This window comes from Holdemania filiformis DSM 12042, assembly GCF_000157995.1.
In the GTDB taxonomy this organism is placed as follows: Bacteria; Bacillota_I; Bacilli_A; order Erysipelotrichales; family Erysipelotrichaceae; genus Holdemania; species Holdemania filiformis.
Map to the genome: position 1 here is coordinate 139,219 of NZ_GG657562.1, position 26,949 is coordinate 166,167.

Consider the following 26,949-nt stretch of genomic DNA (forward strand, 5'->3'; position numbering starts at 1 on the left):
GATAATCGCCTTGCCTTCGGCTAGCGCTTTAATGCTTGTTGCCACAACCGCGCAACGGACTTTCACCGTCTAGTTATCACCCATGTCGGGTGTACTAAAAAAGCTGGTTCGCAAAACTTGGAATGAAGCCTTGCGAATCCAGTTTTAAATGGATGGATCATTCTTCTTTTTTAAGCCAAGCTTCCCTCTGATTGACCCGTTTCTCCTTTTTCCTACTTCCGAGTTCGGATAGGAGTGTTCTATGAGCAGCGGGATCACGCGTCGAAGGCATGCATCCAGTCGACATGTCGGTAATAATAGAAAAATATCACAGAGCTCATCAGCCAAGTCAGCGGATATGCCCAGAAAACAACCTGGATCGAATTTATCCATTTCACCATCAGTGTGATGAACGTCACCCGCGCCGCACACCAGGTCAGCAGCATCACCAGCATCGGCACTGTCGATTTACCTGCTCCGCGCAGAATTGCCGCCATGCAATGGGAAAACGCCAGCAGGAAGAAAAACAAGGCGGATGTCCGCGCACGGTCGGTGCCATAGGCGATGACCTGGGGATCACGGTTAAACGCGGCGATCAGCCACGGTGCTCCAATGAAAATCAAGATCCCGATCCCTTCCGCGATCACCATGGAACATAAAATGCCGAACCGCGCCCCTTTACGCGTCCGCTCCAGTTCCCGTGCCCCCAGGTTCTGGCCGACAAAGGTGGTCAGCGCCATTGTAAAGCTGGTAATCGGCAGGAAACCGAAACCTTCGATTTTCGAGAACGCGCCGCACCCCGCCATCGCCATCTGACCGAAAGCGTTGATGTTGGCTTGCACGACGACGTTGGCAAAGCCGATGATTGAGTTCTGCAGCCCTGAAGGCAGCCCATATTGGATGATCAGCTTCAGCATCGGTTTATCAAACCGGATTTTCTTAGGCTCGATACGGTAGACGTCCTGTACCTTCAGCAAGCGTCTGAAACACAGGGCTGCACTGACAAATTGCGACAAAATCGTAGCGAAGGCCGCGGAGCCGACCCCCCAATGCATTCCCGCAACGAAGACTAAATCGAGCACAATATTGATCAGTGAAGAAATGACCAGATACACTAACGGATGACGGCTGTCTCCGGCCGCCTGCAGAATCCCGACAAAAATGTTATACATGATAAATCCGAGCGAGCCTGCGAAATAGATCCGAAAATAGACCGTAGACAAGCCCAGCACTTCCGCCGGTGTCCCCATCCAGATCAGAATTTGCGGCGCCAGCATGACGCCGACAACCGTCATCAGCACGCTGGCCGCTAATCCAAATGCGACAGTGGTATGCACCGCCAGCTGAACCTGCTCGCCATTCCGGGCTCCATAATAACGGGCGATCACCACTCCCGCGCCGACCGTGATGCCGTTGAAGAAACCGACGAGCAAAAAGATCAAATTTCCCGAAGAACTAACTGCCGCCAGCGCTTCGCTGCCCAGAAAATTGCCCACAATCAGCGAATCGGCGGTGTTGTAGAGCTGCTGAAATAAATTACCGAAGAAAATCGGCAGTGCGAAAAATAAAATCTTTTTCCAGATTATCCCTTCGGTCATCAAATTTTTAGAATTGGCTTGTGTCACCGTGTTCCCCTCTTTCCCACTTTTCTTTTTTCCCTGCCTCTGTCTTCCTTTGCTTCTTTATCATACCAGCTGGACTGCACTTCAAGTCAACTTATTTTTACGTTTAACGTTTTTCCCGCAATCTATCGTAAAACTTTGGACTCAAAGCTTTACGATAGATTTTTTAGCGATCGTTTTTTATGCTTGCTTCTCCGATTTCATTTCAGTATCTTCGAATGAAATGACTTGCGAAATCTGTCGATAACAGGAAAAACAGACGGGTTACCCGTCTGTCAGTCGTTTTCGATCAAGCCGGTATACAGCTGATAGTAGATGCCGTGTTTTTCCAGCAGGCGCTCATGATTGCCGCGTTCAATAATCCGGCCGTGATCCATAACCATGATCGCGTGGGAGTTTTTGATCGTACTCAGGCGATGCGCGATAACAAAGGTCGTCCGGCCGCTCATCAGCTTGTCCATGCCTTCCTGAACAAGTTTTTCAGTCCGCGAGTCAATCGAAGACGTCGCTTCATCCAGGATCAGCACCGGCGGATTGGCCAACGCGGCCCGGGCAATCGAGATCAGCTGCCGCTGTCCCTGCGAAAGCGAGGAACCGTCGCGAGTCAGCCAGGTATCATAGCCTTTTTCCAGATGTTTAATGAAATAGTGAGCGTTTGCCAGCTTGGCCGCTGCGACGACTTCTTCATGCGTCGCATCCGGGCGGGCATATTTAATATTATCCTCAATCGTCCCGGTAAACAGATGCGTGTCCTGCAGAACAATCCCCAGCGACCGCCGCAGATCATCCTTGCGGATCAGCTTGACGTCGATCCCGTCATAGGTGATCGAGCCTTTCTGCACATCGTAAAACCGATTGATCAGGTTGGTCATCGTCGTTTTCCCCGCGCCGGTCGCGCCGACGAAGGCCAGCTTCTGTCCCGGTTCAGCAAACAATTCGATATCGTGAAGCACGGTTTTGCCTTCGACATAACCAAAGCTGACGTCATGGAACCGGACGTCGCCGGTCAGCTCGACATAATCAACGCTGCCGTCTTCGTGGCAATGTTTCCAGGCCCAGTGTCCGGTTGTCGTTTCCGATTCGCTCATCCGGCCGGATTCGTCCTTATCCACATTGACCAGCGTCACGCGGCCGTCATCGACTTCATGCGGTTCATCTAACAGCTTGAAGACCCGCTCCGCGCCGGCCATCGCCATGATGACGGAGTTCAGCTGCTGAGAAATCTGGTTCAGCGGGCCGTTAAAGGACTTGTTCAAAGCCAGGAAGGAAGCCAGGCCGCCCAGCGTCAGACCGCTGATGCCGTTGACTGCCAGCACACCGCCGATGAAGGCACACAATACGTACGAAATATTGCCGAGATTGCCGACGATCGGCATCAGGATATTGGCATATTTATTCGCTTTGTAAGAAGCCTCGCACAGTTCGTCATTGATCTGATTGAATTCCTCGATCGCCTTCTGTTCATGCGTGAACACCTTGACGACCTTCGCGCCTTCCATCATTTCTTCAATATATCCGTTTTCCTTCCCCAGCTGCCGCTGCTGCGCGCCGAAGTAACGACCCGACTTGCGCATGATCTTCTGCAGCGCAAACTGCATGACCACAACCATCATCAGCGTGACCAGCGTCAGCGGCACGCTCATAACGATCATTGAGAAGAACACCGAAACGATCGTAAACAGCGAAGAGAGAAATTCCGGAATGCTCTGGGAAATAACTTGCCGCAGCGTGTCAATATCATTGGTGTAAACACTCATGATATCCCCATGCGCGTGCGTGTCAAAGTATTGAATCGGCAGCTTCTCCATATTGCTGAACAGATCGTTGCGCAGATTGTTCATCGTGCCCTGAGAAATGACAATCAGAACTTTCTGGGAAATCAGCTTTGTCACTACGCCTGCCATGTAAATGCACGCCATCATGCTTAACGCCTGAAACAGCGGCGTAAAATCCGGATTGGCGCTTTGAATCATCGGGGTGATGTAGCCGTCGATCAGCGTTTTCATAAAGACTGAAGACGCGACCGAAGCCAGCGATGAAATAATGATGCAGATCAGAACGATGGCGTAGCGGAATTTATATCGTTTGAGGATATAGCTCATCAGCCGGCCCAGCACTTGGGTATTCAGCTTTTCACCGTTGGTTCCCACATTTCTAGGCCTGCTCATGTTCATCCTCTCCTTTCTTCTGCGTTTCATAGACTTCCTGATAAATTGCGTTGCTCGCCAGCAGCTCCGCGTGCGTTCCGACGCCTTCGATCCGGCCTTCGTTAAGCACCACAATGCGGTCGGCGTCTTCAATCGAGGAAATCCGCTGCGAGATGATCAATTTGGTTGTATTCGGAATTTCTTCCCGGAACGCCTTGCGGATCATACTGTCCGTGCGGGTATCGACGGCGCTGGTACTGTCGTCGAGGATCAGAACCTTCGGATTTTTCAACAAGGCCCGCGCGATGCATAAGCGTTGTTTCTGACCCCCGGACACGTTGGTGCCGCCCTGTTCAATCCGAGTATCATAGCCCTCCGGAAATTGCTGGATGAATTCATCGGCGCAGGCCAGCTTGCAGGCATGGATCATTTCCTCATCCGTGGCCTGTTCGTTGCCCCAGCGCAGGTTATCCTTGATCGTCCCGGAAAACAGGACGTTTTTCTGCAATACCATCGCGACGCTGTTGCGCAGTGAATCCAGATCATAATCCCGAACATCGACTCCGCCGACGCGAACCGTCCCCTCGCCGGCATCGTACAACCGCGGGATCAAACTCATCAGCGTCGACTTACTGGAACCGGTCGGCCCCAGGATGCCAATCGTTTCTCCCGCCTTAATTTTCAGGTTGATATCTTCTAAAACATATTTATCTTTTCCGGTATAATAACCGAATGCGACGTGATCAAATTCGATCGAACCGTCCGCGACCGTCATCACCGGATTTTCCGGATTGACAATACTCGGTTTTTCCTCCAGGATCTCGGCGATCCGCTGGGCCGAGGCCATCGACATGCTCAGCATGACGAAGATCATCGACAGCATCATTAAGCTCATCAGAATATTCATCGTATAGGTGAACAAGCTCATCAGCTCGCCGGTGGTCAGCGTACTGCCGACGATCATCTGCGCTCCCATCCAGCTCAGCGCCAGAATGCAGCAATACATAGTCAGCTGCATCACCGGATTGTTGAAAACCAGGATGTTCTCCGCTTTCATGAACATCTTCTTCAGGTTGCCGGCAGCTTCCTGAAATTTATTCGTTTCCGCTGTTTCCTTAACATACGCCTTGACGACACGGATATTCGTGACATTCTCCTGTACGCTGGCATTCAGATCATCATATTTGCGGAACGTCCTGCGGAACATCGGATGCGCCTTCAGCGTGATGAACCCCAGGATAATCCCCAGAAAAATCATCGCATAGAAGAAGATCATCGCCAGCTTGGCATTGATCATAAACGTCATCGACATCGCCACCACCAGCATCAGCGGCGCGCGCACGCACATCCGCAGGATCATCTGATAAGCGTTCTGTACATTGGTCGCGTCGGTCATCATGCGGGTAACCAGACCGGAGGTCGAGTATTTGTCGATGTTGGCGAATGAGAATTTCTGGATATTCTCAAACATCGCCTTGCGCAGATTCTTCACAAATCCCGACGAAGCATACGCCGCGTATTTGCCGCTCAGCATCCCGCAGAACAGAGACAAAAACGCGCAGATCAGCATTAACGCTCCATACTTGAAAACAGCGCCCAGATCTCCCTGATTGACGCCGGAATCAATGATAAAGGACATCAGAAACGGAAGCATCAGCTCCATGACAACTTCGCCAACCATCAGCGCCGGTGCTAACAAGGATGCTTTTTTATATTCTTTTACTTCTTGAAGCAATCGTTGAATCATAACATTCTCCTTTCTCGTTCACGTTATTCTAAATTCTTTTTTATTTGATCCAAAACAGAAAAAAAGTGCTCCTGGTCCTCTGGCGAAATCGAGCGGGAAAGCAGGGCTTCCATCCTGTCGATATTCTCATTCATCTGATGATCCACCATCAACGCTTTTTCGGTCAAAACTAATTTTTTCAGCCGGGCGTCATGTGAAGCGGGAATCCGGCGCAGATAGCCGTCGCGTTCCAGAACGTTTAAAATTTCACTGGCTGTGGACCGGCGGATGCGCAGTTCCTTTTCCAGATCCCGCTGAAAGACGTCGTGGTCCTGGTTGGCAATCAGAAAACAGATCGTGCGGGTCTGCACTAATGTCAGCCCGTAGCCGTCCTCATGACGGAACTGCTCCATTTTCTGATGAATCATTTGTTGAATTTCACGAATTTCATACCCTATTCTTCGCTGCATCGTATCACTCTCTTTTTTGTTAGGATACTAACATTTTACTCTGATCTGTTTACTTGTCAATCTTATTTGTTGTGAATTTTATGTGAAATTTAACGAAAAGTTTCTCCTTCTAATTCCGTTTGCGAGCTTAAAAAAGCAATAAAAAAGCGAATATTTCCAAAGGATTTCTTCGCTTTAACCGAATCGATAAAACTGGAGTAAGTCCGGAATTTTCTGCGTCTTCCCGGATGTATTTCCTTCCACCGGCATTTATCTTTTTTTCCAAAATCGAACGATGACCAGCGCGGTCACGGCGATCACCCCTGCAATTCCTGCGCCGATCATCAGCGTGGGCTCCGGCTGTTTCTTTAGATAAGGACCCACCGAACCGTCGGAGGACGACGGTGAAACGAGCGGCACCCGCGGCGTCGGAGCGGTCGGCTGAGGTGTCGGCGTCGCTGGGGCATACGTCCCCTGGTCCAGATACCAATAATTGTTCAACCTCACAAGCGTCAGCTCCTGACCTTCCTGGATCCAACCGTTTATTCGTTCATCAACCTCAATATAAAACCAGACCTGACCTGCCTCGTCCGTATATTTTCTAGTCATCGGAATGACCGCCCCCGGCTCTACGTCTTGGCTGTTGATTTGATTATGAATCTGATCCGATCCCGGATATGCCCATAACGTCAGGTATCCGCGCTGTTCGCCAAAAGTATAGGTTCTCTCAATCGGTTCCAGTGCCGCCTGATGTTCCCGCTCAAAATCCTCGCCTGTCTTTGTGATTTCAAATTCTGTAAGATTCATCCACTGCCCCAGACTCAGATTTTTTTTCGGTGTCTGCACGCCCCACAAAACACCCGTTTCCGTTTCATAAGTGAAATCAATCCAGATGTCTGTGCCATTAGGAATTTCACCGACGATTTCGTTGGAAACCGGACTGGAGAAAACGGAAACGAAACCGGCATCGCCAGCCGCCGTGTAAAGCTGCCCGGCGTACTCGCATTCCTCTTCATGTTCCTTAAAAAAATCATCCTCCGGGCAGACGATTAAGTCCGCATGCAGAGTCGCCGTACTGCCCATAAGCAGCATGACCGCTATCGTCCTCTTTAAAAATTTTCTCACGCTGATCCCCCCTGTTTTTTCACGTTCTTCCAGACTTTTTTTCCTTCTTCTTCGCGTCTTGAGCCTAATTCACGAGCTTTTTTTCTTCGCGATCATCGTCCGCCACCGTACATCGCCCCTTAATCCACTATTAGCGTTTTGGCTTTTTCCAGAAAACGGCGATCAAACCGCTGGTCACCGCAATCACAAGGAGCACCAGGCCGCCGATCAAACCATCTTTTGAGAAAGAGAACGCGATATATTGGCGGACTGAGCCGCGTTCTTCCGGCATGTCGGTTCGGTTCGTCTCCGGCGTGAGGACAACGACCGGCTGCGGCGTTAATGGAGGAGCAGCGTGAAGCGTGCCGTCTTCAGCGGCGAGAATATGACCACGCTGATAATTCAGAAGCGGCGCTTGTTCCACAACAGGCTGATCGCGCTGAAACCAGCCCTGGTGTCCGAAATAATAAGGTGTATGCAGCCAGATCTCGCCCGTAGCCGTCGTAAATGACGCATTTACGGTCACAGGTTCTTCCAGCAGACTTTCTGCATCCGTATATTCATATACGCTGTCCGCACCGGGATACTCATAGAAGCATAAATAACCAGAAAAGTCTTCCGGCGCAAACACCTCGTCAATCTGTTCTATTTCTGCCTGATGTTCCTTAAAGAAAATCGCATCATTCATTTCGACCTGAAGATCCGCCAGGTTCAGCCAGACTGAGGAACCGGCCAGCTCTCCCTCCAGCGCCTGAACGCCCCAGGAGTCGCCGTCTTCCTCAACATACGTAAAGTCAATCCAGATTTCTTTCCCCTGCGGCACCTGTCCCAGAATTTCGGCAGACTGCGGAGCGGTGTAAAGAAAGGCGCCTTTGACGGCGATCACGCGGTAATATTGGCCGACATACGTACACTCCTCGGCATGTTCTTTATAGAAAGGATCTTGCGGTTCCGCGATCACATCAGCCCTCACCGGCGTCAGCACTCCCGCAAACAGGATCAATGCGCTGATGATTTTGATGATCGTCCATTCTCTTTTTCTTTTCATAATTTCTCCTCTCTGCAATATTCCTCAGATCAAGCAAACAATCTTGATTCTTTTGATCAGAAATTCCACAATCTTCAAACTTGCCTTCTTGAAAGCGTAAAAGGTCATCCATGTTGAAGCAGCCAGCCGATGCCATACGAGAAAGCGTTGGCCGCCAGCGAGAACAACCAGGGATGGCGGATTGTCAGCGCATAACTGCGGTAATACAGTGCTTCCACTCCGATTGCCAGACTTTCCAGCAGCGGAATCAGAAACCATGAAGGCAGGAAATACCGAAAGGTCAGCGCCAAGTAAACGACTGCCGGATTGGTGATCAGATTGACCAGCAGAATCAGAAGCAAATCCTTTCCGCGACGGATTCCAAGCAGAAACGCGAAGGCCAGCTCCAGCAGCCAGGTCAAGATCAGCGACAAAACCAACGATCTAAGCATTGTTACGTCCCCAGTGAAAAGCCAGGCGCAGATCCAGCCAGGACAGCGCGATCAAGATCAGTGTCTGCACTTTCGTTACTGCCGTGATGCCCAGGATCACCGGTACAAACCCAAGAAACAGCGCAAACGTTAAAAACCCGAACGCAAAGCCGGCATGTTGTGGAAACTGCCGGTGCATCTGTTTCAAGCACAATGGCATCGTCATATTGAATAAAAATACGCCGGCCATTCCGGTAATCATCCAGTCGGGATAGCAAAAGCAGAAAAAACTCAGTCCCAGCGAAACCCGCGCCGTTTTCTCCAGCCCCCAATGATCAGCCGCAATTCCGCCTGCCGCTTTTCCCCCCGCGACCGCCAGCGTCAGCGGAATCAACGCCTGAGCTTTCCAGGGCAGCGGCCAGGTGAAGCCGGCAAAAGACCGCAGCGTCACGACGAGAAACAAACAGACCGAACTGATTAAAGGGAAGGAACTATTAACTTCCTCCTGACGCTCCTGCGGCTTCCACGGCAGCTTGTAAACGACACAAGCCAGCAGGATCAAGAACAGGGTCAGCGGCAGAACCATTACTGAATCCAGCCTGGCTGCCAGCGTCCCCAGCGTAATGCCCAGCGCTCCCGGTGCGACAAAGATTCCCAAGGCGGCGCTGCCAGGCTCCGCATCCATCAATGGTTTTCCGATCCCCAGATGATACGCCGCATTGCCAAGTCCTAAAATCAGCCCCAGCGCCGCTAATGGCAGCGGCAGCGCCCCGGCAGCACACAAAAGCGCACCACCCGCCGCCCAGGGAAACGCCGGCCAGCGGTCCACCAGGATTCCCATCGGCATCTGCAGCGCGAACGCGCAGAAATTATAAAGGATCAGCAGCTCCGTCCACCAGATCGTTTCCCCATTATGCCGCAGCAAAAACGCCGCACAGGCAAAGTCGACCAGGAAGTGACCGATCGCCCCAACTATCAGAGCCTTCCCATTCTTCATAAGCGTTACTCCTTTTCTTCATTATACAGGAAAATCAACGCGTACAACGAAAAAGACAAAATTCATTGCCCAGTTTGTCCTCTGTTATTTTCCCGCCTAGCCGGCCCCTCGGTAAACGCATAGCATACAGGGAAAGGAGGAATGTTATATGGCTTACACATTACAGCTGGGCAGCAACGGCATCGATGTCAAAAAGATGCAGTATTATATCAACCAGATTTTAGCCGCGCCGAATCTGACGCCGATGGAGGAGGATGGCATTTATGGACAGAAGACTGAATTTGCGGTTGCTGTTTTCCAGTATGTCTACCATCTGAATGTTGACGGCATCATCGGTCAGGCGACCTGGGACAAGATTATCCAGGAATTCAAAAATCTGCCGAGTCCGGCAATGGAACGTAATAAATCAACGCGGACGCTGCGGGTCGGCAACATCGGCCTGGGCGTCCAGAAATTCCAGCAGTATTTAAACGAATTGATCGCCCCTAATCCCCGCCTAGTCGTCGACGGCAACTTCGGTCAGAACACCAAGCGCGCCGTGGAAACCTTCCAGGCGTTAAATGGCCTGAACGTGGACGGTGTCATCGGCAACAACACCTGGGATCGGATTATCAATCGTTTGCAGTAACCGGTTCGTTGATGTCACTCGGAAAGGTCTGAATTTCAGGCCTTTTCATTATGATTTCAGGCTTGACGTCCAGCTGGGAATGGATTATCATAATAATAGTTCTATATAGAACATACGTATGAATTCCTTGAGGTGATCTCCATCGAAACACTAGGCGGTTTTTACATCACGCAGATTAAACAGCTTCAGGACCGGATCTTTGAACGCTTTTTAAGCGAGCAAGGCCTGAAGATCAGCGGCGGTCAGGGCCGGATTTTATTCGTGCTGTGGAAGCAGTCGCCCTGTACGATCAGCGAAATCAGTCAGCGGACTTCGCTGGCGAAGAATACCGTATCGATCATGATCGATACGATGGTCGCGCACGGCATCGTGCGGCGGGAAAGCAACCCTGACAATCGTCGTCAAACGTTGATTACGCTGACCGATTACGCCGTTTCGCTTCAACAGCAATACAACGCCGTTTCCCAGCGTATGAACGTTCTGTTCTACACCGGCTTCAGCGAAACCGAAAAAGATCAGTTTGAAGCTTATCTGCAGCGGATCCTGACGACGCTGCGCCAGGCCGAGCAAAATCAAGAAAACAATGAGGGTTAAGACAATGATGAGTCAAGATGAAATCATCCGCTTTATTCGAGCGCAGAAGGTCGCCGTTGTGACCGGCGTCGACGCCGACGGGTTTCCTAGTCAGAAAGCCATGTTCTCCCCGCGGCGGATTGATGGACGCACTGTGTTCTATTTTTCTACCAACACCTCTTCCCAGAAGGTTGAAGTCTTCCGCGGCAACCCCAAAGCCGGCGTGTATTTTTACAAGCAGGGCAGACAGAAATATGTCGGCATCCATCTGAAGGGCACGATGGAGGTTCTGACCGATCATGACGCCAAAGCGTCGATCTGGCTGCCGACGGACACGATGTATTATCCATTGGGCGTCGATGATCCGGATTACTGTGTTCTCAAGTTCACTGTAACCGGAGGCCGTTTTTACAGCGAGGGTAAAACTGAAGATTTCCAGCTGACCGACACCGATCAATAACATTTCCAAGCTAAAATGACAGTCTGTTCCGCGCAGAAAACGCACACGGACTGAATGCTTATCAAAAAAAGCGTCGGATTCCACTTGAACTGAGTGAGAATCAGGCGTTTTTTGTTTTGCTTGTTTCTTGATATTCAGCTTGAGCTACATCAGCGGCGCAAAGAGCTTGATCACATTGACGATCCAACGCTTGAGCAGCGGCTGAAACTGGCGGCAGTCGGCGAGGGTAATGGGCTGGGAAACGGCCTGTGTGGCCAGAAAATCATCATGCAGCTGACTGATCGCCTGCGTTCTCAGCATCCAGGTCGCACATTCATAATGATGAACTAAAGAACGGTAATCCAAGTTGATGGTTCCGACAACGCCGACCTGATCGTCGGAAACAAACGTCTTCGCGTGAATAAAGCCCGGTGTGTATTCATAAATTTTAACTCCCGCCTGCACCAGTGAAGGATAAGTGGATTGGGTGATCAGATGAACATACCATTTGTCAGGAATATGCGGCGTAATCAGCCGAACATCAACACCCCGCTTCGCCGCCATCATCAGCGCCGTCAGCAGCTCATGATCAATAATCAGATAAGGCGAGGTCATCCACACATAATCCTGCGCCTGATTCAGAATGTTCATATAAACGGTTTCGCCGGTCATCTCATGATCGAGCGGAATATCGGTGTAGGACTGGACATAGCCGCAGCCTGGCCGGATCTTTGACTCCGGCAGATAACAGGAGAAGTCCGGATCCTCATCGCGGTAAAAATTCCAGGCTTCCAGGAACATCATCGTCAGATTGACAACACCTTCCCCTTTCAGCATCACCGCGGAATCCTTCCAGTGACCGTGCTTGGCATACGCATTAATGTATTCGTCGGCAAGATTGATGCCGCCGTTGAAACCGACATTCCCGTCGATGACCGTGATTTTACGATGATCGCGGTTGTTATGGGAAACGGTCAGATGGGCGGTAAACCGGTTGAACACGACCGTCTTGATCCCCATCGCTTCCAGCTTCTGATCGTAATGATCCGGCAGCGTCATGATGCAGCCTAAATCATCATACATCATCCGAACTTCGACTCCAGCCTTCACCTTTTCCTGAAGAATTTCCAGAATTGTATTCCACATCGTGCCTTCTTCAACGATGAAATATTCCATAAAGATAAAATGGCGGGCCTTCTTCAGTTCCTCACACAGCCGCTCAAACATCACTTCGCCTAACGGCAGATAAACGCATTCCGTATTCGTGTAGGGCTTACGCTGGTTGGCCCACTCGATATAATGGGACTGTCCGGCAAACTGCGGTGCTTCCTGTTGCAAACACTCCCCGGCGTCATCGAGCTTAGCGGCCGCCTTCAAGCCGCGCTGAACCAGCTCGTCCATACGCGCTTTCTCCTCCTTGCGGACCGACGTGCGGCCAAAGCAAACATAGGCGATACCACCCAGAATCGGCAGGATCAGCATTAAAATGATCCACGGGATTTTTAAGCTCGGCGATCCGTCGTTATTGACGAGATAAACAAGCAAAAACAAGCTGAGCAGGATGCAGAAGGCATAAAAATAGATAAAATAGTTGCTCATTTTGAGAATAATCATAAACAGCAGCACAGCCTGCGCGGCGATTAAAAGGGCGGTGACCACCAAGCGGCTGGTCAAAAAATGCAAAAGTTTCCGAATCATCGCGAAGTCCCTTCTTTCCCAGACAAGTACTCTTTCATTGCTTTTATTATATCAAGCGTTCAAAGGAAAAACACTAAACAACCAAATTCTTCGTATATTTTCAAATACCATCAATGAGCTTCACTAACCTGATCACTGTGATTTTTTTAATTCTTTCGCTTCTTTACCCGTCATCGCTTCAATCTGAATTTCGACCATGTTCACAACGTCCAATAATTGATCGATTTCTGCCTTGCGGCCTTCCGGATATTCCGGGGAATAGCGTTCTGCCAATTTTTCCAAGGCCGCCCGTTTCTCACCGGCTTCATTCAGAATCCGGGCCTTTCCAAAAACGATCACACTGCGAAAATAGGTCGTATACTTTTCCGGAACAACCTGATCCTGATCGATAACGCAGAAAGACACCTTGGGGTTGCGGGCGATCGCTTCCAGCTTATGCCCTTCTTTGGCGCAATGAAAATAGAGCTTAAAATCGCAATAAACATAACTGAGCGGTACGGCATAGGGATAATCATCTTCACCTGCGGCAGCCAGCACGCCTGAAGTTCCGCGCCGCAGCACGGCAATGCATTCTTCTTCAGATAAAGCTTGATTCTTTCTTCGCATTGTTGTTTTCATCTTTTTTCTCCTCTTGCGGTCGGTTCCGCTGGAAAACAAGCCTGATGTCAAACCCTTTTTTAGCAGAAAGGAAATAACCGGCCGTTTCTATTTCTTCTACTGTATAAAAGCTGCTGGGATTCGTCAAGTTCTTTTCCAGTTCACAATTGACGTTCATTCCTGAATTCATCGCAAAATAAAAGAAAGCCCCTAAGAAAGAGCTTCCTTCCCTTGTTTTATTTTTTGGAGCCGACGCCGAGCTTTTCGTTAATCTCCGCCAGATCAGCTTCCAGTTCCTGGATGAATTCTTCCTTATCCTTGATATCTTCGGCCATTTCATCCGCCGCTGTCTGACTCAACAGGGTCGGCAGTTCGTTTTTCATCCACTTCAGCTGCCGCTGCTGGGATTGGATCAGTTCCATTTTCCGGTTGCGCACGTCCTGCATCCGTTTGATCCAGTCGTTATGCCGCTGTTCATTAAACTGCTTCAGTCCGGAAAAATAATCATCCGCTGCGGAACGGAATTCTTTCCACAGAGCGTCTTCTTTTTCCTTGCCGCACGATCCCGCTTCTTTCCACAGCACGTTCAGCTGCTTCATCTTCTCGGTATTCTCGCGGTTGTATTCTTTCTGCGCAACGATCGCGGCCGCCTGCTCGATCAGTTCTTTTTTCTTCTCGGCAATCTGCTGCTGACGCTCATGAATCTGCGCATAGGCTGCACTGCGACGGTCATAGAATTTCTGACGCGCTTCGTTAAATTCATTCCACAGCTGATCGTCAACTTCTTTCCCTGCGAAGCCGGCGTTTTTCCATTCCTCCATCAACTTTCTGAGCTGATCGCTGGTCTTCTGCCATTCTTCTGAATCCGCCAGCGCTTCCGCTTTCTTGATCAACTCTTTTTTAACCTGCTGAGCGTTCACGGATTTCGCTTTCCGCTCTTCCCAATTCTGACGTTTGCGGTCAAAGAACGCGTTGCGCGCTTCGTTAAACGACTCCCACAGCTGATCGTCGGTCTCTTTTCCTGCGGAGCCAACCGCTTTCCATTGGCGCATCAGTTCGTTCATTTCTTCGGTCGCCTGATTCCAGTTTTCCGACTTCGCTAAAACCTGAGCTCGTTCGATCAGCTCTTCTTTAGCCTTCTGGATGCTCTGGAACCCTTCGTTGCGCTTGGCATAAAAAGCGTCGATCATCTTTTCGAATTCGTCTGCCAGTTCATCCTCGTACGCCGATTCCCAATAGGAAATCCGCTTCCATCTTTTCTTTAAATTCATGACTGCCGAAGCAATTTCGCTCCAATTCTTTGAAAGATCGAGCTGTTTCGCTTCTTCAATCAGTGCTTTTCGGTCTTTGATATCCTCATCAAAATCCCGTACTTCATTCATGTCGTCCATGGCCATCGTTGTTCACCCTCCATTACAAGCTCTATGACTTCAAATTGCGTTCATGGGTTTATTATACCATTAAATGAGACAAAAATGATATCGGTTCTGACCGGAAGTTACAGAAGTTCTTCTAAAAAGAAGGACAGCGATCTAAACCAAACATCTCCGTTTTGTTTCCTGGTCTTACACTGCCTGAAGAAAAGCGTTATTTTCCAAATTTCTGTTTTGCCAGAAATTGACCGGTCACGCTTTGCGGATCAGCCGCAACACACTCCGGAGTTCCAACCGCTACAATCCGGCCGCCGTCCTCGCCCCCACCCGGTCCCATATCAATCAGATAATCAGCGTTGGCGATCACATCCAGATCATGTTCAATGACAATCACAGTTGCGCCTTTTTCGACTAACCGATCCAAGATCCTAAGCAAAGTGCGGACATCCAAAGGATGCAGTCCGATTGTTGGTTCATCGAACACAAAGACCGCATTTTCCTGCTGCCGGCCCATTTCCGAAGCCAGCTTCAAGCGCTGTGCTTCCCCGCCGGACAAGCTCGGCGTCGCTTCGCCTAAAGTCAGATACCCCAAGCCCAGATCCTGCAAGGTCTGAAGCCGCTGACTGACTGTTTTTAAATCCACGCAGGCCGCCAGTGCTTGCTTGACATCCATCGCCATCAGTTCCGGCAGCGAATAGTCCTGTTCCCTATTCTTGCCCCGGCGAATGGATTCCGCCGCTTTGGCGTACCTGGAACCCCGGCAATCCGAGCAGGGAATTTCCACATCCGGCAAAAATTGGACGTCGAGGCTGATCGTGCCCGTTCCATCGCAGGTCGGACAGCGCAGTTTGCCTGTATTGTAAGAAAAATCCCCGGCGGAATAATGAAGTGTTTTTGCCTGCGGCGTCCGCGCGTATACCTTCCGCAATTCATCATGGATATTGGCATAGGTAGCGACCGTGGAGCGGACGTTGATGCCGATCGGCGTCGCGTCGATCAGCTTAACCTGGCTGATATGCTCAGCCTCCAGCGCACGTACAGGCTCCGGCAGCAATTTCCCCTGGATCGCCGCTTCCAGTCCGGGAATCAAGCTTTCCAGAATCAACGTGGTCTTGCCAGATCCCGACACTCCGGTCACAACTGTCAGCCGGCCCTTCGGGATATCCACTTCCAGCGGCTTAACAGTATGCAGCTCGGCAGTGGAAAGATGAATTTTCCCCAGCTTGAACACATCTTCCGAAGGTATCCGCCGGCGTACTTTAACCGCAGCCGTTTCCGCTAAGAAGGGACCGATCTGAGAATACGGATTGTCTTCAATTTCTTCCAAATTTCCCTCGGCGATCACCTGTCCGCCGTCCGCTCCTGCTTCGGGTCCCATTTCCACAATCCAATCTGCTTCTTTCAAAATCTGCGTGTCATGATCAACAAGCACAACTGAATTTCCATCTTTGATTAAATCATGCATCACACCGGTTAAGCCTACGATGTTGGAAGGATGCAGTCCAATCGAAGGTTCATCCAGGACATACAGCACGCCGGTTGTGCGGTTGCGCACAGCCCGGGCCAGCTGCATCCGCTGCCGTTCGCCGGTTGACAGCGTAGATGCCGCCCGGTCCAAGGTCAGATAACCCAGTCCCAAATCCATCAGCCGTTTCGCTACGGTCTGAAACGATTCACAGATCGCGGAGGCCATCGGCCGCATTTCTTCCGGCAGCGATGCCGGAACGCCTTGAACCCACACTGTCAGCTGAGATAACGTCATCCGGCAAGCTTCATCCAGCGAAATCCCGCGCAGTCTCGGCAGGCGGGCCGCTGCGGAAAGCCGGGAACCTCCGCAATCCGGGCATACATCCTGCTTCAAAAATTTCTCTACCCGCTTCATGCCCTTTTCATCTTTGACCTTATTCAGTGCGTTTTCTACGGTATAAACAGCGTTAAAATAAGTAAAGTCGATCTCTCCGGCCTGATTCGTATTTTTGGCTTTGTAGAAAATATGTTTCTTTTCCGCCGGGCCATGGAAAACAATCTCCCGTTCCTGCGCCGTCAGTTCAGCGAAAGGAACGTCGGTCCGGACGCCCATCGCCCGGCAGACATCCGTCATCAGCGACCACATCAAAGTATTCCAGGGCGCCACCGCGCCTTCGTCAATCGTCAGCGATTCGTCGGGAACCAGTGTTGACATGTCGACTGTTCGGACAATTCCAGTACCGCTGCAGCGCCGGCAGGCTCCCTGACTATTAAAGGCCAGTTCCTCCGCGGAAGGGGCAAAGAAATGTTCCCCGCACTCCGGACAAATCAATTCCTGTCCTGCCGCAACCGCTAACGACGGCGGACAGCGATGTCCATTAGGACAACGATGATGGGCAAGCCGGGAAAACATCAGACGCAGGCTGTTTAAAAGCTCAGTTCCTGTGCCAAAGGTACTGCGGATTCCCGGAACCGCGGGGCGTTGATGCAGAGCCAGCGCGGCAGGAACATAGAGTACTTCATCCACCTGCGCTTTGGCCGCCTGCGTCATCCGTCTGCGTGTATAAGTTGATAAAGCATCAAGATAACGGCGCGAACCTTCCGCATACAAGACACCCAGGGCTAATGAAGATTTGCCGGAACCGGACACGCCCGCTATCCCGACAATTTGATTCAGAGGAATATCAACATCAATATTTTTTAAATTATGGACACGTGCTCCGCGCACCTGAATCGTCTTGGGTAGTGAATCGGGTTCAACACTGACCGCCTGTTCCGAGCGAGCTACTTTATGTTCCATTTTATCTGCCTCTTTTTCTGTTACTGACAATAGGTTGTCTACTGCCCATTTTATCTGAAATTCCCCGGAATTAAAATATTTATTGATTCTTTATTTTACAAAAGGGTCATCGTTAATAATGAAGAACAGAGATAACGTGGTTATGAGTATATCAACAAATCATAAATTCACATTATCTCCATCTACTTCTCGCCAACTTGGCACGAAGTAAATAGTTACTTGCAACAACTTATGGCCGAATTGACCATAAGCGTCTTATGAAATCATCCAACAAAATAAAAAATGTAGCTATATTAACTACATTTCTTCATACAAAGCTTCCAAAGAGCCAATTCTTTCTTTAACCAAACAGATATCATCTGCATTTTTCATTCCGAGTTCAAATGCAGTTTTAACATCTTCTCTCGTTATTGTATAAATTTTATCATTATATCTATAGGTAATTTTATTTCTTGTTGTGCAATAAAAATCGTCTTCTTTCTTAAACGAAAATTCCTTTACTAATCTTAGTGCACGACACATTAAATAGAATTCATCTGGTTCCCCATCTGTTAAAACAGTTAATGAAATATACTCATTTCTTGACTTAATATCATCTTTTAATTTTGAAATATTCGAAGTTAAGTCGTTATATATTTTAATTATAGATTTTTGTATTACTTCATGATTTTTATAGATTGAATCATTTTTAATATCATCAACATCGTTATATTCCCATATAGCTTTTATTTTTTCGCAATGGTATTCTTCACGATATTGAATATCATCATATAATCTTGACATAAACATACTTTTCTTTGAAATTAATATTTTAATATCTTTGCAGTTGTCTTCAACGAGTATATAAAGCGGAATCTCTGGAAGCTTATTATTAAAACTTTCTGAAATAAAAACTATTCTACCATCTTCAAATTTTGCTGTTGTACGGTTTCCATAATTTTTAGTATCGTTTTGTATTGCTTGTAATTTAGATATTTCTTTATCGATTTGCATAACAAAAAATGAAAGAACTGTCTTTAGTTTTTTATAGTGCTCAAATTTTTCTATTGGTAAAATTCTATTCGAACCTGATAAACAATATATAAAAAATTTTTTATCTTTAGATCCTGTTATTTTATACTCTTCGCCACTACTAATGTTTTTAATCAACATTTCTGCACTACAGTCATAATTCTTGATATTAAACTTATCTGATAAGCAAAAATCATAATCATTTATTAAAGGAAACACTCTGATGTTAATCACTTCATATTCATCCTGTTTTATAGATGGAGCTATCCCCTTATTTGTAATAGGTATATGCAAAGGAGAGAATCCAAAGGCAGCCAAATGGCTATTAACTTCATGTATAGTCATATCACCATTATATTTGTGTAAAATCTCCATTATCAAATAATCTCGCGTCATTGAATCCCCATGTTCTTCATCATGTAATTCTGGCATTCCATATTTAAATAATGCGAGATTTGTGCAATCCAAATCTAATTTTATAGCAATACATAAAGAAATTATTAAATCTCGATTTGAAGTAGGTTGTGTCTTATTTATTAACTTACGAATTGACTCTTCTGGAACACCCGTGATTTTAGATAATTCTTTATATGTATATGTATGTCTTATTCTCTTATTTTCAGAAAAGCCATCTTCACAATCAATTTTTCTCATTGAATCAAAGTATTTTTTAAACTCATATTTATTAGGTATATACGGAACATATTCAATTTCTTCTGGTTTAAAGCCATTTTCTTCTCTCATTTAAATCACCTCACAACAATGATATCACATATAAATAGACCCAAAAATTAAAGTGGGATATAAAATATCCCGCTTTAATTTTATCAAATAAGAATTTGTTATACAATCTAAATGTAAAAAGAAAGGCAGGTAATCAATATGACAACAAACTCAGATTACATTACAAAACAAATTCAAAACAACCAAATAATATGGATCGACACATGCACAATGATGTATATCCAAAGATTTGAACTCTTTATTAAAAATGTGCGTCCAATACTACTTGAATCAAACAAGAAGATTCAAATACCTGATTGCGTAATGGCTGAACTAGCTAAACATCAATTATCATCTGATGAATACAAACAAACTAGTGCAACAGAAGCTTTAAGTTTAATTAAAGCAAACAATGACATTTTCAAAGTTGAACATCTTGATAATGATGCTAGCAATGGAGAAAACTTTGCTGATCCTAAAATCTTAACCGTTATTCTGGAGAAAAGAAGAAACATACCACAACTGCTTATATCCAATGATCAAAGATTAACTTCTGATGCTTATAAGTTTAATAATTTAGAATCATTCTATGGAAGTAAAGTTAGTGTTTGTTATATTGGAGCAAATGGTGACATGAATATGTGTGATTGCGTTAAATCTAAACCTACTAAAGAACAACCTGAAATCATCTACAAAGATAGAGTTGTTGAAAAAGAAGTTATCAAAGAAGTTCCACACGATAAAACTTTCATGGAATCTTATGGATTACCTGTTGGTATTACAGTAGGTGGATTAGGAACTTATGTTTTGTGTAATTGGAAACAAATTGTTAAATTCGCAAAGAGTTTTGCGTAGAAAGGATTTACTAAGACTGAAATATTAAAAGATAGAAATTGTCGTATAATTGCAGTAATTGGTATGTATTTTCTTTATGAACTTGCAAATAAAGTAATTGATAGTAATTATAACTTCAAAGCAACTTGCGATGACAAAAGCATTGTATTACAAAAAGAGCCGATCATTTCACCTGAAACAAATGACTCCATCGTTGATCAAATCACTTAGATTTATACATTATTCTAAGAGTATTTTAAAAAAATGTACTCATTTTGTACTCACACATTTAAAAAACGCCCTATTTAAGAGCGTTTCTAACGTTTTTAGGCTATTCGAATTCAATCGTTCCCGGCGGTTTGGACGTGATGTCCAGCAGCACGCGGTTGACATGCGGTACTTCGTTAACAATCCGGCTGGAAATTACGCTCAGCACTTCAAACGGAATGTGCGCCCAATCCGCCGTCATCCCGTCAATCGAGGTTACCGCCCGGATGGCCACTGCGTAATCATACGTCCGCTGATCGCCCATGACGCCAACCGACTTCATATTTGTCAATGCGGTGAAATACTGCCAGATGTCGCGTTCCAGACCTGCCTTCGCAATTTCTTCGCGCAGGATCGCGTCCGATTCGCGGACCATCATTAACTTTTCTTCAGTAATTTCGCCTAAAACCCGGATTCCCAATCCCGGACCCGGGAACGGCTGCCGCCACACCATTTCATCCGGCAGGCCCAGCTCTTTGCCTAACTGCCGCACTTCATCCTTAAACAACGTGTTCAGCGGTTCAATCAGTTGAAACTGCATATCCTCCGGCAAGCCGCCGACATTGTGATGCGACTTGATCGTCTGGGCGGTCTGAGTTCCGCTTTCGATCACGTCCGTATACAGCGTGCCCTGGGCCAGCCAGTGGATATTCTCGCCCTCTGCCAGCTTCTTGACTTCTTCATCGAACGTATAAACGAACTCATTGCCAATGATTTTCCGCTTCTGTTCCGGATCCGATACCCCCTTGAGCTTATCCAGGAATTTCTTCGACGCATCAATCTTCGTCAGATTCAGCTTCATATTCCGGCCGAACGTTTCCATGACGCTCTCCGCTTCCCCTTTGCGAAGCAGACCATGATCAATGAACATACAGTACAGCTGCGGTCCGATCGCCTTGTGCAGCAACGCCGCTACAACCGAGGAATCCACCCCGCCGGATAATGCCAGCAGCACTTTATCTGTACCGACCTGAGCGCGGATCTTTTCAATCTGCATGTCGATGTAATTGTGCATCGACCAGTTCTTCTCCGCATGGCAGATCTCAAAAACAAAATTCTTCAACATTTCGTTGCCAAATTCACTATGCCGCACTTCCGGATGGAACTGAACCGTATAAATCTGCTTTTCCGGATTGCTCGTCGAAGCAAATTCACAAGTAGAGCTGGACGCATCCTTCACAAACCCCGGAGCCAGCCTGGACACCTGATCGCCATGGCTCATCCAGACAGTCTGCTTTTTCGGCAGCCCTTTGAACAACAGGGAATCTGTTTCAATCTCAATCTCTGTCCGGCCATATTCCTTACTGTCGCACGACCGCACGTCGCCGCCGTTCATGAAATGCGTCATCTGCATGCCGTAACAGATGCCCAGGATCGGCAGACCGCTCGTAAAAATTGCCGGATCACACTTGAACGCATTCTCATCATAGACGCTGTTCGGTCCCCCGCTGAAAATAATCCCCTTTACCTCACCCAGGGCCTGGATTTCCGCCAGAGTCATCGTGTTGGGATGCAGCTCGCTGTAGACGCCGAACTCCCGGATCCGCCGGGCGATCAGCTGGTTATATTGACTGCCGAAATCAAGAACGATAATCTTATCAGCCATCGTTTTGCCTCCTTCGTTTTGAAATTGAAAAGTGAATTAAAATAACGAGTATTCTAATTCACTTTTTCCACGTTTATTTTACCATCGAAAGTTGCGGATTACCACAGAAAATGATGGATGAATCAGATGATGAAATACAGGATAAAGACGATATCCAGAATCCAGATAATCGGCCGGACTTCCTTCGCCTTACCGCTGCCCAGCATTACCGCCCCATAGGTGATAAACCCTAACGCAATGCCGTCGGAAATGGAGTAGCACAGAATCATCATGATGATCGCCATGAAACCCGTCGAAGCAAAGATGAAGTTATCCCATTCGATGCCGCCCAGCTGCTGCGCCATCAGAATTCCGACGACGATCAGAGCCGGCGCCGTAACCGCGCTGGTTACGACAGAAAGCAGCGGGAAGAAGACGATCGACAACAAGAACAGAACGCCGGTCGTCACTGCAGTTAAGCCCGTCCGTCCGCCGACTTCAACACCTGAGGTCGATTCTACAAACGACGTTACGGTCGAGGTGCCTAATACCGCGCCCACGCAGGTGCCGACCGAGTCCGACAACAGCGCTTTTTCAATATTTTCCAGTTCGCCTTTTTCATTCACCAAGCCTGCCCGGTTTGCCACTGCAACCAGCGTTCCCGCTGTATCAAAGAAATCAACGAACAGGAAGGAGAAAATAACGACGATGAAATCCTTATGTGCAAACAATTCGCCAAAGCCGCTCATAAACGCGCCCAGCGTCGGCATTTCAAAATTGAACTGCATGATCGCCGTCGGCAGCTGCGGCATATTGGCCACTCCGCACAGACCCGCGATGACCCCGACCACCGCGGTGCCGATCAAGCCCCAGAACACGGCCGCCGTGACTTTTTTCGCCAACAGGATCAGCGTCAGCGCCAGACCGAAGATCGCCAGCAGAACCACCGGATCCGTCAATTTCCCCAAAGCGACGAATGTTGATTCATTCGCAACGATGATGCCGGCATTTTTCAAACCGATGAACGCGATGAAGAAGCCGATGCCCGCGCCGATCGCCAGCTTCAGCTGCTGCGGGATCGCGTTGATGATCATTTTACGCAAACCGGTGACCGAAATGACGATGAAGATAATTCCGGAAACAAAGACCGCTGCCAAAGCCGCCTGCCAGCTGTAGCCGAACTGCATGCAGACGGTGTAGGTGAAGAACGCGTTGACGCCCATGCCCGGAGCTAAGGAAACCGGATAGTTCGCCAGCACGCCCATCAGGATGGATGCGATCCCTGACGCAATCGCCGTCGCCAGGAAGACGGACTGCACCGGCATGCCCGTAGCCCCCAGCATCCCCGGATTGACCGCCAGGATATACGCCATGGCTAAGAAGGTGGTCAGGCCAGCCAAAATTTCCGTTTTGACCGTCGTTTTGTGAGAAGACAGCTTAAATAACTTTTCTAACATAATTCCCCTTACTTTCTAAAAAAGCTTCGCCGTAAAATAAAAAGCTTCCTGAAGACAGAAGCATGAAGAAAGGCTTCCATCGTAGAATGACGGTTACGGCCGCCATGTAGAAACTCCTGCGCCCAATCCCCAGGAATATACGGTGAACTTTTACGTTTGTCATTATAGCAGAGGTTCCTGCCAGTGACCAGTGTTTTAACGAGTTTTAACAATTTTCTACGGAAATCAAGGTAGAAACCATTCCTTATTTATAAGAAATAGAAATTCATTGGGAAATGCCATCCCTGGCATCACTTCTGATTGCACTTTTCTAAGGGGCAGGCTACAATGAAAACGAATCATCGAAGACCATAAACAGATGGCAGGTCCGCCATCTCAAGGAAGGAGATCTTTATGAAAAAACACATTACGGTTGAAGTTTGCTGCGGCAGCGTCGACGACTGCCTGCTGGCAGAAAAGCTGGGGGCTGACCGAATTGAATTGAACCATGCCTTGGAACTGGGCGGCCTGACGCCGTCGTTGGGAACATTCCTGGAAGCCAAACGCCAGGTCAGCTTGCCGATCTGCGTCATGATCCGGCCGCGGGGCGCCGGCTTTGATTATACTGAGATCCAGTTTCAGGCCATGCTGAAAGATGCCGAACTCTTTATTGAACATGGAGCTGACGGCCTGGTCTTCGGCTTTCTGAATGAAGATGGCAGTATTAACGAAGAACGCACCTGTCAGATGGTGAAGGCTGCCCGCGGAAAGGAAGCTATTTTCCATAAGGCTTATGACAGCACAAAGAACATGGAGGATTCGCTGAAGACGCTGATCCGCTGCGGCATTACACGGGTTCTGACCAGCGGCGGCGCAGTTTATCCCAATATTGTTGAAGGATGCAAGGAATTAGGCCGTTTACAAGATCTCTATGGCGATCAGATCCAGATTCTCCCCGGAGGCGGTGTCCGGGAACACAACGCCCGGCAAGTGCTCAAGCTTGCGCATACCGGCCAAATCCATCTGACGGCGAAGAATACATTGATCGATGAATCTACCGGCCATTATCACACCGCTGGCAATCGCTCCGGCCTGGAGTATTTAGCGGTTGGCGAAATGAACTTGAAAAAGATCATGGAACAAATCCGCGGCTTCGATGATGACGATCCGGATACACTTGTCACCCTATTTCCAGGATGATTCTGAAATTTTCTGATCATTATCCTCATAATAAGCTGTTCCTAACGATTAATCCATGCAAAAGAAACCATTTTCATTTAATATGTAATTTTTACAATTAGCAATGAAAATACCTTGACAATCATTACTAATCAGTTTAAACTACTAACCATAAACAGAAACTTGATGGTCCTGATCAAATTCCTGTTTAGATCTAAGTAAAATGAATATAACCTTATGAACAGTTTCCTCTTTTTTCCTCTCTTTCATTTTACTTAACCCGTGGGTTCTGTGCTTCCTTTCACAGACCCTGATTCCTGGAAAAGTCGGTGGCTCCGACTTTTTTTATTTTCTGCCGCTTTGGCTTTCCTTTTTTCGTTTAAGCTCAATAATCAACAACATTCCCGCTTCGCGCTCTGTTCATTTTGTATCTTTGTTTACGCCTGTCTTAGAATCGTTCCAGCCTATTTTCACATCGTTCGTTCACAATTTTCGTTTACCCTGTTTCTCATTTCTTTAAAAAAAGACAGAAATGAAAAAAAGATAAATCTCATCTCAATGAAATTTATCTTTTCTTTCGCTTATCCACAGCCTTCTGCAAAAGCCTCAGAAACCGTGTCCCGTCTTCATTCGGATACTTATGTGGAATTTATATTTCATAAAATTTGTAAACAGGTAAAAACTTTCCTTAATAAGCCTCATTGTTGCGCGCCATGTCAATGATCTGAAGCATGGTTTGCTTATCCATCGCCCCCGGCATGTAGCCATACACATTGCCTTCCGTGTTGATCAGGTAGGTTGTCGGCAGACCGGTGATGCCATAGTTGTAATTAACCTGTCCATCTTCATCAAAGACCGTCGGGAACGTATATCCGTTTTTATCCAGGAAGTCGATGACCCCCTGTTTATCCGTTTCCCTTCCGCCTGGTTGATTCACAACCAGAATGACCAGATCATCCGGCAGTTCTTCATACAGTTCCTGCACTGAAGGCAGCTCCGCTTTGCAATAAGTGCACCAGGTGGCAAAGAATTGCAGCATGACAATCTTCCCCTTATAGTCCGAAAGCGTATGGGTATTGCCGTACTGGTCTGTCAGCGTAAAATCATAGGCCGGGATCACTTCGCGGCCGTTTTCATCCACAGACGGCGTCGTTGTCGGCTGTGGTCCGTCCGTCGAAACCGCTGCATTTCCCGATTGCCGGTGCAGCTGCTCAGAAATGGACGCCACCGCCGGGATACTCATCCACAATCCCATGACAATCAGTAAAATGCCTCCCAGCTTCATCGCTTTCGGCAGCCAGCTCTTTTTCTTCTGCAGCCAGTTCAGCGCTTCTTCCGTGAACAGGCCTAAAACCAGGAACGGAACGACAAAGCCCAGGCCATAACAGAAGATCAGCAGCGTACTGCTGGAGGAAGCCGCCGCGGCGACCAGCACCGAAGAAAGCATCGGTCCGATGCACGGCGTCCAGGCAAAGCTGAACAAAAAGCCCATCGCGTACGCCTGGATCAGACTGCCGGCCTCTTTGCCCGCCTGCTTCTGCGTGAACCGGAACTCCCGCATTAAAAACGGAATTTGAATCCAGCCCAACTGCACTAACCCAAAGAACACGATCAGAATCCCGCCCAAAAGCGAGATCAACAGACGATTTTCATTCAGCCATCCGCTCAATCCCTTCGCCGACATCGCCGCGATGAAGAACACCGTACAGATACCGAGCACAAACGCCAGCGTAAACCCAAAAATATGCAGACGTTTCCGCCAGCCCGTCAAATCCTTTTTCAGCGCATCCTGACTCAGATACGCCATATAAACTGGTAAAATCGGCAGAACGCAGGGGGAGAAAAACGACAGGAACCCCTCCGTCAGCACAAGCCATGCTTGATTATTCATACATCAAATCCTTTCCTCTGCTCTAAATAAAACAAAGGAAAATGCCGTCTTGCAGCATTTCCCCCTTATTTAATCCTTACTTCAGTAAGAAAAAGTAAGCTAAGACCAAGATTCCCAAGACAATCCGGTACACGCCGAACGCCTTGAAGTCATGTTTGCGGATATAGCCCATCAGGAAGCGGATCGCAAACACCGAAACGATGAACGCGACAACCATTCCGACGATCAGCACCGAAGCGGTCGCCAGGGAGAAAGCGATCTTCATTTTGATCAGCTTCAATAAGCTGGCGCCGAACATCACCGGCACTGCCAAGAAAAACGAGAATTCCGCCGCGATACCGCGCGAACAGCCTAATAGAACCGCGCCCAGAATCGTTGCTCCGGAACGGGATGTTCCCGGGATCAATGCCAGGACCTGGAAAACGCCGATTGCCAGCGCTGTTTTGTAGCTCATCTTTTCAAAAGA

The 26,949-nt window shown here is 48.0% G+C and carries 22 protein-coding genes and 1 riboswitch; of the genes, 5 read left to right on the forward strand and 17 right to left on the reverse strand.

Going from position 1 to position 26,949, the window contains the following annotated elements:
• Positions 1-254: 254 nt before the first annotated feature.
• The 8 genes from HOLDEFILI_RS16535 to HOLDEFILI_RS16570 all read right to left on the reverse strand — a co-directional run bounded on the left by HOLDEFILI_RS16535 (position 255) and on the right by HOLDEFILI_RS16570 (position 9,482).
• Positions 255-1,604 (reverse strand): MATE family efflux transporter, encoded by a 1,350-nt coding sequence (locus HOLDEFILI_RS16535; RefSeq protein ID WP_039865341.1) that lies wholly within the window; start codon positions 1,602-1,604, stop codon positions 255-257.
• Positions 1,605-1,876: 272 nt separating this feature from the next.
• Entirely contained in the window at positions 1,877-3,775 is a 1,899-nt protein-coding gene (locus HOLDEFILI_RS16540) for an ABC transporter ATP-binding protein (protein ID WP_006061029.1), read from the reverse strand.
• On the reverse strand, positions 3,756-5,495 hold the full coding sequence (locus HOLDEFILI_RS16545; RefSeq protein ID WP_006061030.1) for an ABC transporter ATP-binding protein: 1,740 nt from the start codon (positions 5,493-5,495) through the stop codon (positions 3,756-3,758). Before HOLDEFILI_RS16545 ends, HOLDEFILI_RS16540 begins: the two co-directional genes overlap by 20 nt.
• 23 nt (positions 5,496-5,518) lie before the next feature.
• Positions 5,519-5,944: a MarR family winged helix-turn-helix transcriptional regulator gene (locus HOLDEFILI_RS16550; RefSeq protein WP_006061031.1), complete on the reverse strand. Its 426-nt coding sequence runs from the start codon at positions 5,942-5,944 to the stop codon at positions 5,519-5,521.
• Between the two features lie 249 nt (positions 5,945-6,193).
• The gene (locus HOLDEFILI_RS16555; protein WP_156788972.1) at positions 6,194-7,048 is read right to left on the reverse strand and encodes a hypothetical protein; all 855 of its coding nucleotides are present in this window, start codon (positions 7,046-7,048) and stop codon (positions 6,194-6,196) included.
• A gap of 130 nt (positions 7,049-7,178) precedes the next feature.
• Entirely contained in the window at positions 7,179-8,075 is an 897-nt protein-coding gene (locus HOLDEFILI_RS16560; RefSeq protein WP_006061034.1) for a hypothetical protein, read from the reverse strand.
• 104 nt (positions 8,076-8,179) lie between these two features.
• Positions 8,180-8,506: a hypothetical protein gene (locus HOLDEFILI_RS16565; protein ID WP_006061035.1), complete on the reverse strand. Its 327-nt coding sequence runs from the start codon at positions 8,504-8,506 to the stop codon at positions 8,180-8,182.
• A complete protein-coding gene (locus HOLDEFILI_RS16570; RefSeq protein ID WP_006061036.1) occupies positions 8,499-9,482 on the reverse strand; it encodes a hypothetical protein in 984 nt (327 codons plus the stop codon). Before HOLDEFILI_RS16570 ends, HOLDEFILI_RS16565 begins: the two co-directional genes overlap by 8 nt.
• Positions 9,483-9,630: 148 nt before the next feature.
• On the opposite strand from HOLDEFILI_RS16570, the gene HOLDEFILI_RS16575 reads away from it, so the two are divergent.
• From HOLDEFILI_RS16575 to HOLDEFILI_RS16585, 3 genes are all read left to right on the forward strand, one after another.
• Positions 9,631-10,110 (forward strand): peptidoglycan-binding domain-containing protein, encoded by a 480-nt coding sequence (locus HOLDEFILI_RS16575; protein WP_006061037.1) that lies wholly within the window; start codon positions 9,631-9,633, stop codon positions 10,108-10,110.
• 132 nt (positions 10,111-10,242) lie between these two features.
• On the forward strand, positions 10,243-10,704 hold the full coding sequence (locus tag HOLDEFILI_RS16580; RefSeq protein WP_006061038.1) for a MarR family winged helix-turn-helix transcriptional regulator: 462 nt from the start codon (positions 10,243-10,245) through the stop codon (positions 10,702-10,704).
• A gap of 4 nt (positions 10,705-10,708) precedes the next feature.
• Positions 10,709-11,143, forward strand: coding sequence for a pyridoxamine 5'-phosphate oxidase family protein (locus HOLDEFILI_RS16585; RefSeq protein WP_039865343.1), 435 nt, complete (start codon positions 10,709-10,711; stop codon positions 11,141-11,143).
• Positions 11,144-11,287: 144 nt separating this feature from the next.
• On the opposite strand, the gene cls is transcribed toward HOLDEFILI_RS16585, so the two are convergent.
• The 5 genes from cls to HOLDEFILI_RS16615 form a co-directional block, all read right to left on the reverse strand.
• Positions 11,288-12,820 carry a cardiolipin synthase gene (gene cls, locus HOLDEFILI_RS16590; protein ID WP_006061040.1) on the reverse strand — a complete coding sequence of 511 codons (1,533 nt, stop codon included), beginning with the start codon at positions 12,818-12,820 and terminating at the stop codon, positions 11,288-11,290.
• A 132-nt stretch (positions 12,821-12,952) separates the two neighbouring features.
• Positions 12,953-13,438 carry a pyridoxamine 5'-phosphate oxidase family protein gene (locus HOLDEFILI_RS16595; RefSeq protein WP_039865344.1) on the reverse strand — a complete coding sequence of 162 codons (486 nt, stop codon included), beginning with the start codon at positions 13,436-13,438 and terminating at the stop codon, positions 12,953-12,955.
• Positions 13,439-13,653: 215 nt separating this feature from the next.
• On the reverse strand, positions 13,654-14,814 hold the full coding sequence (locus tag HOLDEFILI_RS16605; protein WP_006061043.1) for a DUF349 domain-containing protein: 1,161 nt from the start codon (positions 14,812-14,814) through the stop codon (positions 13,654-13,656).
• A 190-nt stretch (positions 14,815-15,004) separates the two neighbouring features.
• Entirely contained in the window at positions 15,005-17,557 is a 2,553-nt protein-coding gene (locus HOLDEFILI_RS16610; protein WP_006061044.1) for an ATP-binding cassette domain-containing protein, read from the reverse strand.
• Between the two features lie 297 nt (positions 17,558-17,854).
• Positions 17,855-19,312, reverse strand: coding sequence for a hypothetical protein (locus HOLDEFILI_RS16615; RefSeq protein WP_006061045.1), 1,458 nt, complete (start codon positions 19,310-19,312; stop codon positions 17,855-17,857).
• A gap of 138 nt (positions 19,313-19,450) precedes the next feature.
• Between HOLDEFILI_RS16615 and HOLDEFILI_RS16620 the strand changes: the two genes are divergently transcribed.
• A complete protein-coding gene (locus HOLDEFILI_RS16620; protein ID WP_006061046.1) occupies positions 19,451-20,146 on the forward strand; it encodes a PIN domain-containing protein in 696 nt (231 codons plus the stop codon).
• A 310-nt stretch (positions 20,147-20,456) separates the two neighbouring features.
• On the opposite strand, the gene guaA is transcribed toward HOLDEFILI_RS16620, so the two are convergent.
• Positions 20,457-21,998 carry a glutamine-hydrolyzing GMP synthase gene (guaA, locus tag HOLDEFILI_RS16625; protein WP_006061048.1) on the reverse strand — a complete coding sequence of 514 codons (1,542 nt, stop codon included), beginning with the start codon at positions 21,996-21,998 and terminating at the stop codon, positions 20,457-20,459.
• Positions 21,999-22,120: 122 nt separating this feature from the next.
• On the reverse strand, positions 22,121-23,434 hold the full coding sequence (locus HOLDEFILI_RS16630) for an NCS2 family permease (protein WP_006061049.1): 1,314 nt from the start codon (positions 23,432-23,434) through the stop codon (positions 22,121-22,123).
• 62 nt (positions 23,435-23,496) lie between these two features.
• A riboswitch (purine riboswitch) is annotated at positions 23,497-23,597 on the reverse strand.
• 230 nt (positions 23,598-23,827) lie between these two features.
• On the opposite strand from HOLDEFILI_RS16630, the gene HOLDEFILI_RS16635 reads away from it, so the two are divergent.
• Positions 23,828-24,613 carry a copper homeostasis protein CutC gene (locus HOLDEFILI_RS16635; protein ID WP_006061051.1) on the forward strand — a complete coding sequence of 262 codons (786 nt, stop codon included), beginning with the start codon at positions 23,828-23,830 and terminating at the stop codon, positions 24,611-24,613.
• Positions 24,614-25,280: 667 nt separating this feature from the next.
• Here the strand turns inward: HOLDEFILI_RS16635 and HOLDEFILI_RS16640 are convergent.
• Positions 25,281-26,483 carry a cytochrome c biogenesis protein/redoxin gene (locus HOLDEFILI_RS16640; protein WP_006061052.1) on the reverse strand — a complete coding sequence of 401 codons (1,203 nt, stop codon included), beginning with the start codon at positions 26,481-26,483 and terminating at the stop codon, positions 25,281-25,283.
• Positions 26,484-26,559: 76 nt separating this feature from the next.
• Positions 26,560-26,949: undecaprenyl-diphosphate phosphatase (locus HOLDEFILI_RS16645; RefSeq protein WP_006061053.1), on the reverse strand; the 390-nt coding region annotated here is incomplete at its 5' end.

Coding starts and splice junctions, on each gene's coding strand:
- HOLDEFILI_RS16610 (WP_006061044.1), bottom strand. CDS start 17,557: ATGGAACATAAAGTAGCTCGCTCGGAACAGGCGGTCAGTGTTGAACCC.
- HOLDEFILI_RS16575 (WP_006061037.1), top strand. CDS start 9,631: ATGGCTTACACATTACAGCTGGGCAGCAACGGCATCGATGTCAAAAAG.
- HOLDEFILI_RS16570 (WP_006061036.1), bottom strand. CDS start 9,482: ATGAAGAATGGGAAGGCTCTGATAGTTGGGGCGATCGGTCACTTCCTG.
- HOLDEFILI_RS16585 (WP_039865343.1), top strand. CDS start 10,709: ATGATGAGTCAAGATGAAATCATCCGCTTTATTCGAGCGCAGAAGGTC.
- HOLDEFILI_RS16550 (WP_006061031.1), bottom strand. CDS start 5,944: ATGCAGCGAAGAATAGGGTATGAAATTCGTGAAATTCAACAAATGATT.
- HOLDEFILI_RS16630 (WP_006061049.1), bottom strand. CDS start 23,434: ATGTTAGAAAAGTTATTTAAGCTGTCTTCTCACAAAACGACGGTCAAA.
- HOLDEFILI_RS16545 (WP_006061030.1), bottom strand. CDS start 5,495: ATGATTCAACGATTGCTTCAAGAAGTAAAAGAATATAAAAAAGCATCC.
- HOLDEFILI_RS16635 (WP_006061051.1), top strand. CDS start 23,828: ATGAAAAAACACATTACGGTTGAAGTTTGCTGCGGCAGCGTCGACGAC.
- guaA (WP_006061048.1), bottom strand. CDS start 21,998: ATGGCTGATAAGATTATCGTTCTTGATTTCGGCAGTCAATATAACCAG.
- HOLDEFILI_RS16640 (WP_006061052.1), bottom strand. CDS start 26,483: ATGAATAATCAAGCATGGCTTGTGCTGACGGAGGGGTTCCTGTCGTTT.
- HOLDEFILI_RS16595 (WP_039865344.1), bottom strand. CDS start 13,438: ATGAAAACAACAATGCGAAGAAAGAATCAAGCTTTATCTGAAGAAGAA.
- HOLDEFILI_RS16605 (WP_006061043.1), bottom strand. CDS start 14,814: ATGGCCATGGACGACATGAATGAAGTACGGGATTTTGATGAGGATATC.
- cls (WP_006061040.1), bottom strand. CDS start 12,820: ATGATTCGGAAACTTTTGCATTTTTTGACCAGCCGCTTGGTGGTCACC.
- HOLDEFILI_RS16540 (WP_006061029.1), bottom strand. CDS start 3,775: ATGAACATGAGCAGGCCTAGAAATGTGGGAACCAACGGTGAAAAGCTG.
- HOLDEFILI_RS16615 (WP_006061045.1), bottom strand. CDS start 19,312: ATGAGAGAAGAAAATGGCTTTAAACCAGAAGAAATTGAATATGTTCCG.
- HOLDEFILI_RS16560 (WP_006061034.1), bottom strand. CDS start 8,075: ATGAAAAGAAAAAGAGAATGGACGATCATCAAAATCATCAGCGCATTG.
- HOLDEFILI_RS16620 (WP_006061046.1), top strand. CDS start 19,451: ATGACAACAAACTCAGATTACATTACAAAACAAATTCAAAACAACCAA.
- HOLDEFILI_RS16565 (WP_006061035.1), bottom strand. CDS start 8,506: ATGCTTAGATCGTTGGTTTTGTCGCTGATCTTGACCTGGCTGCTGGAG.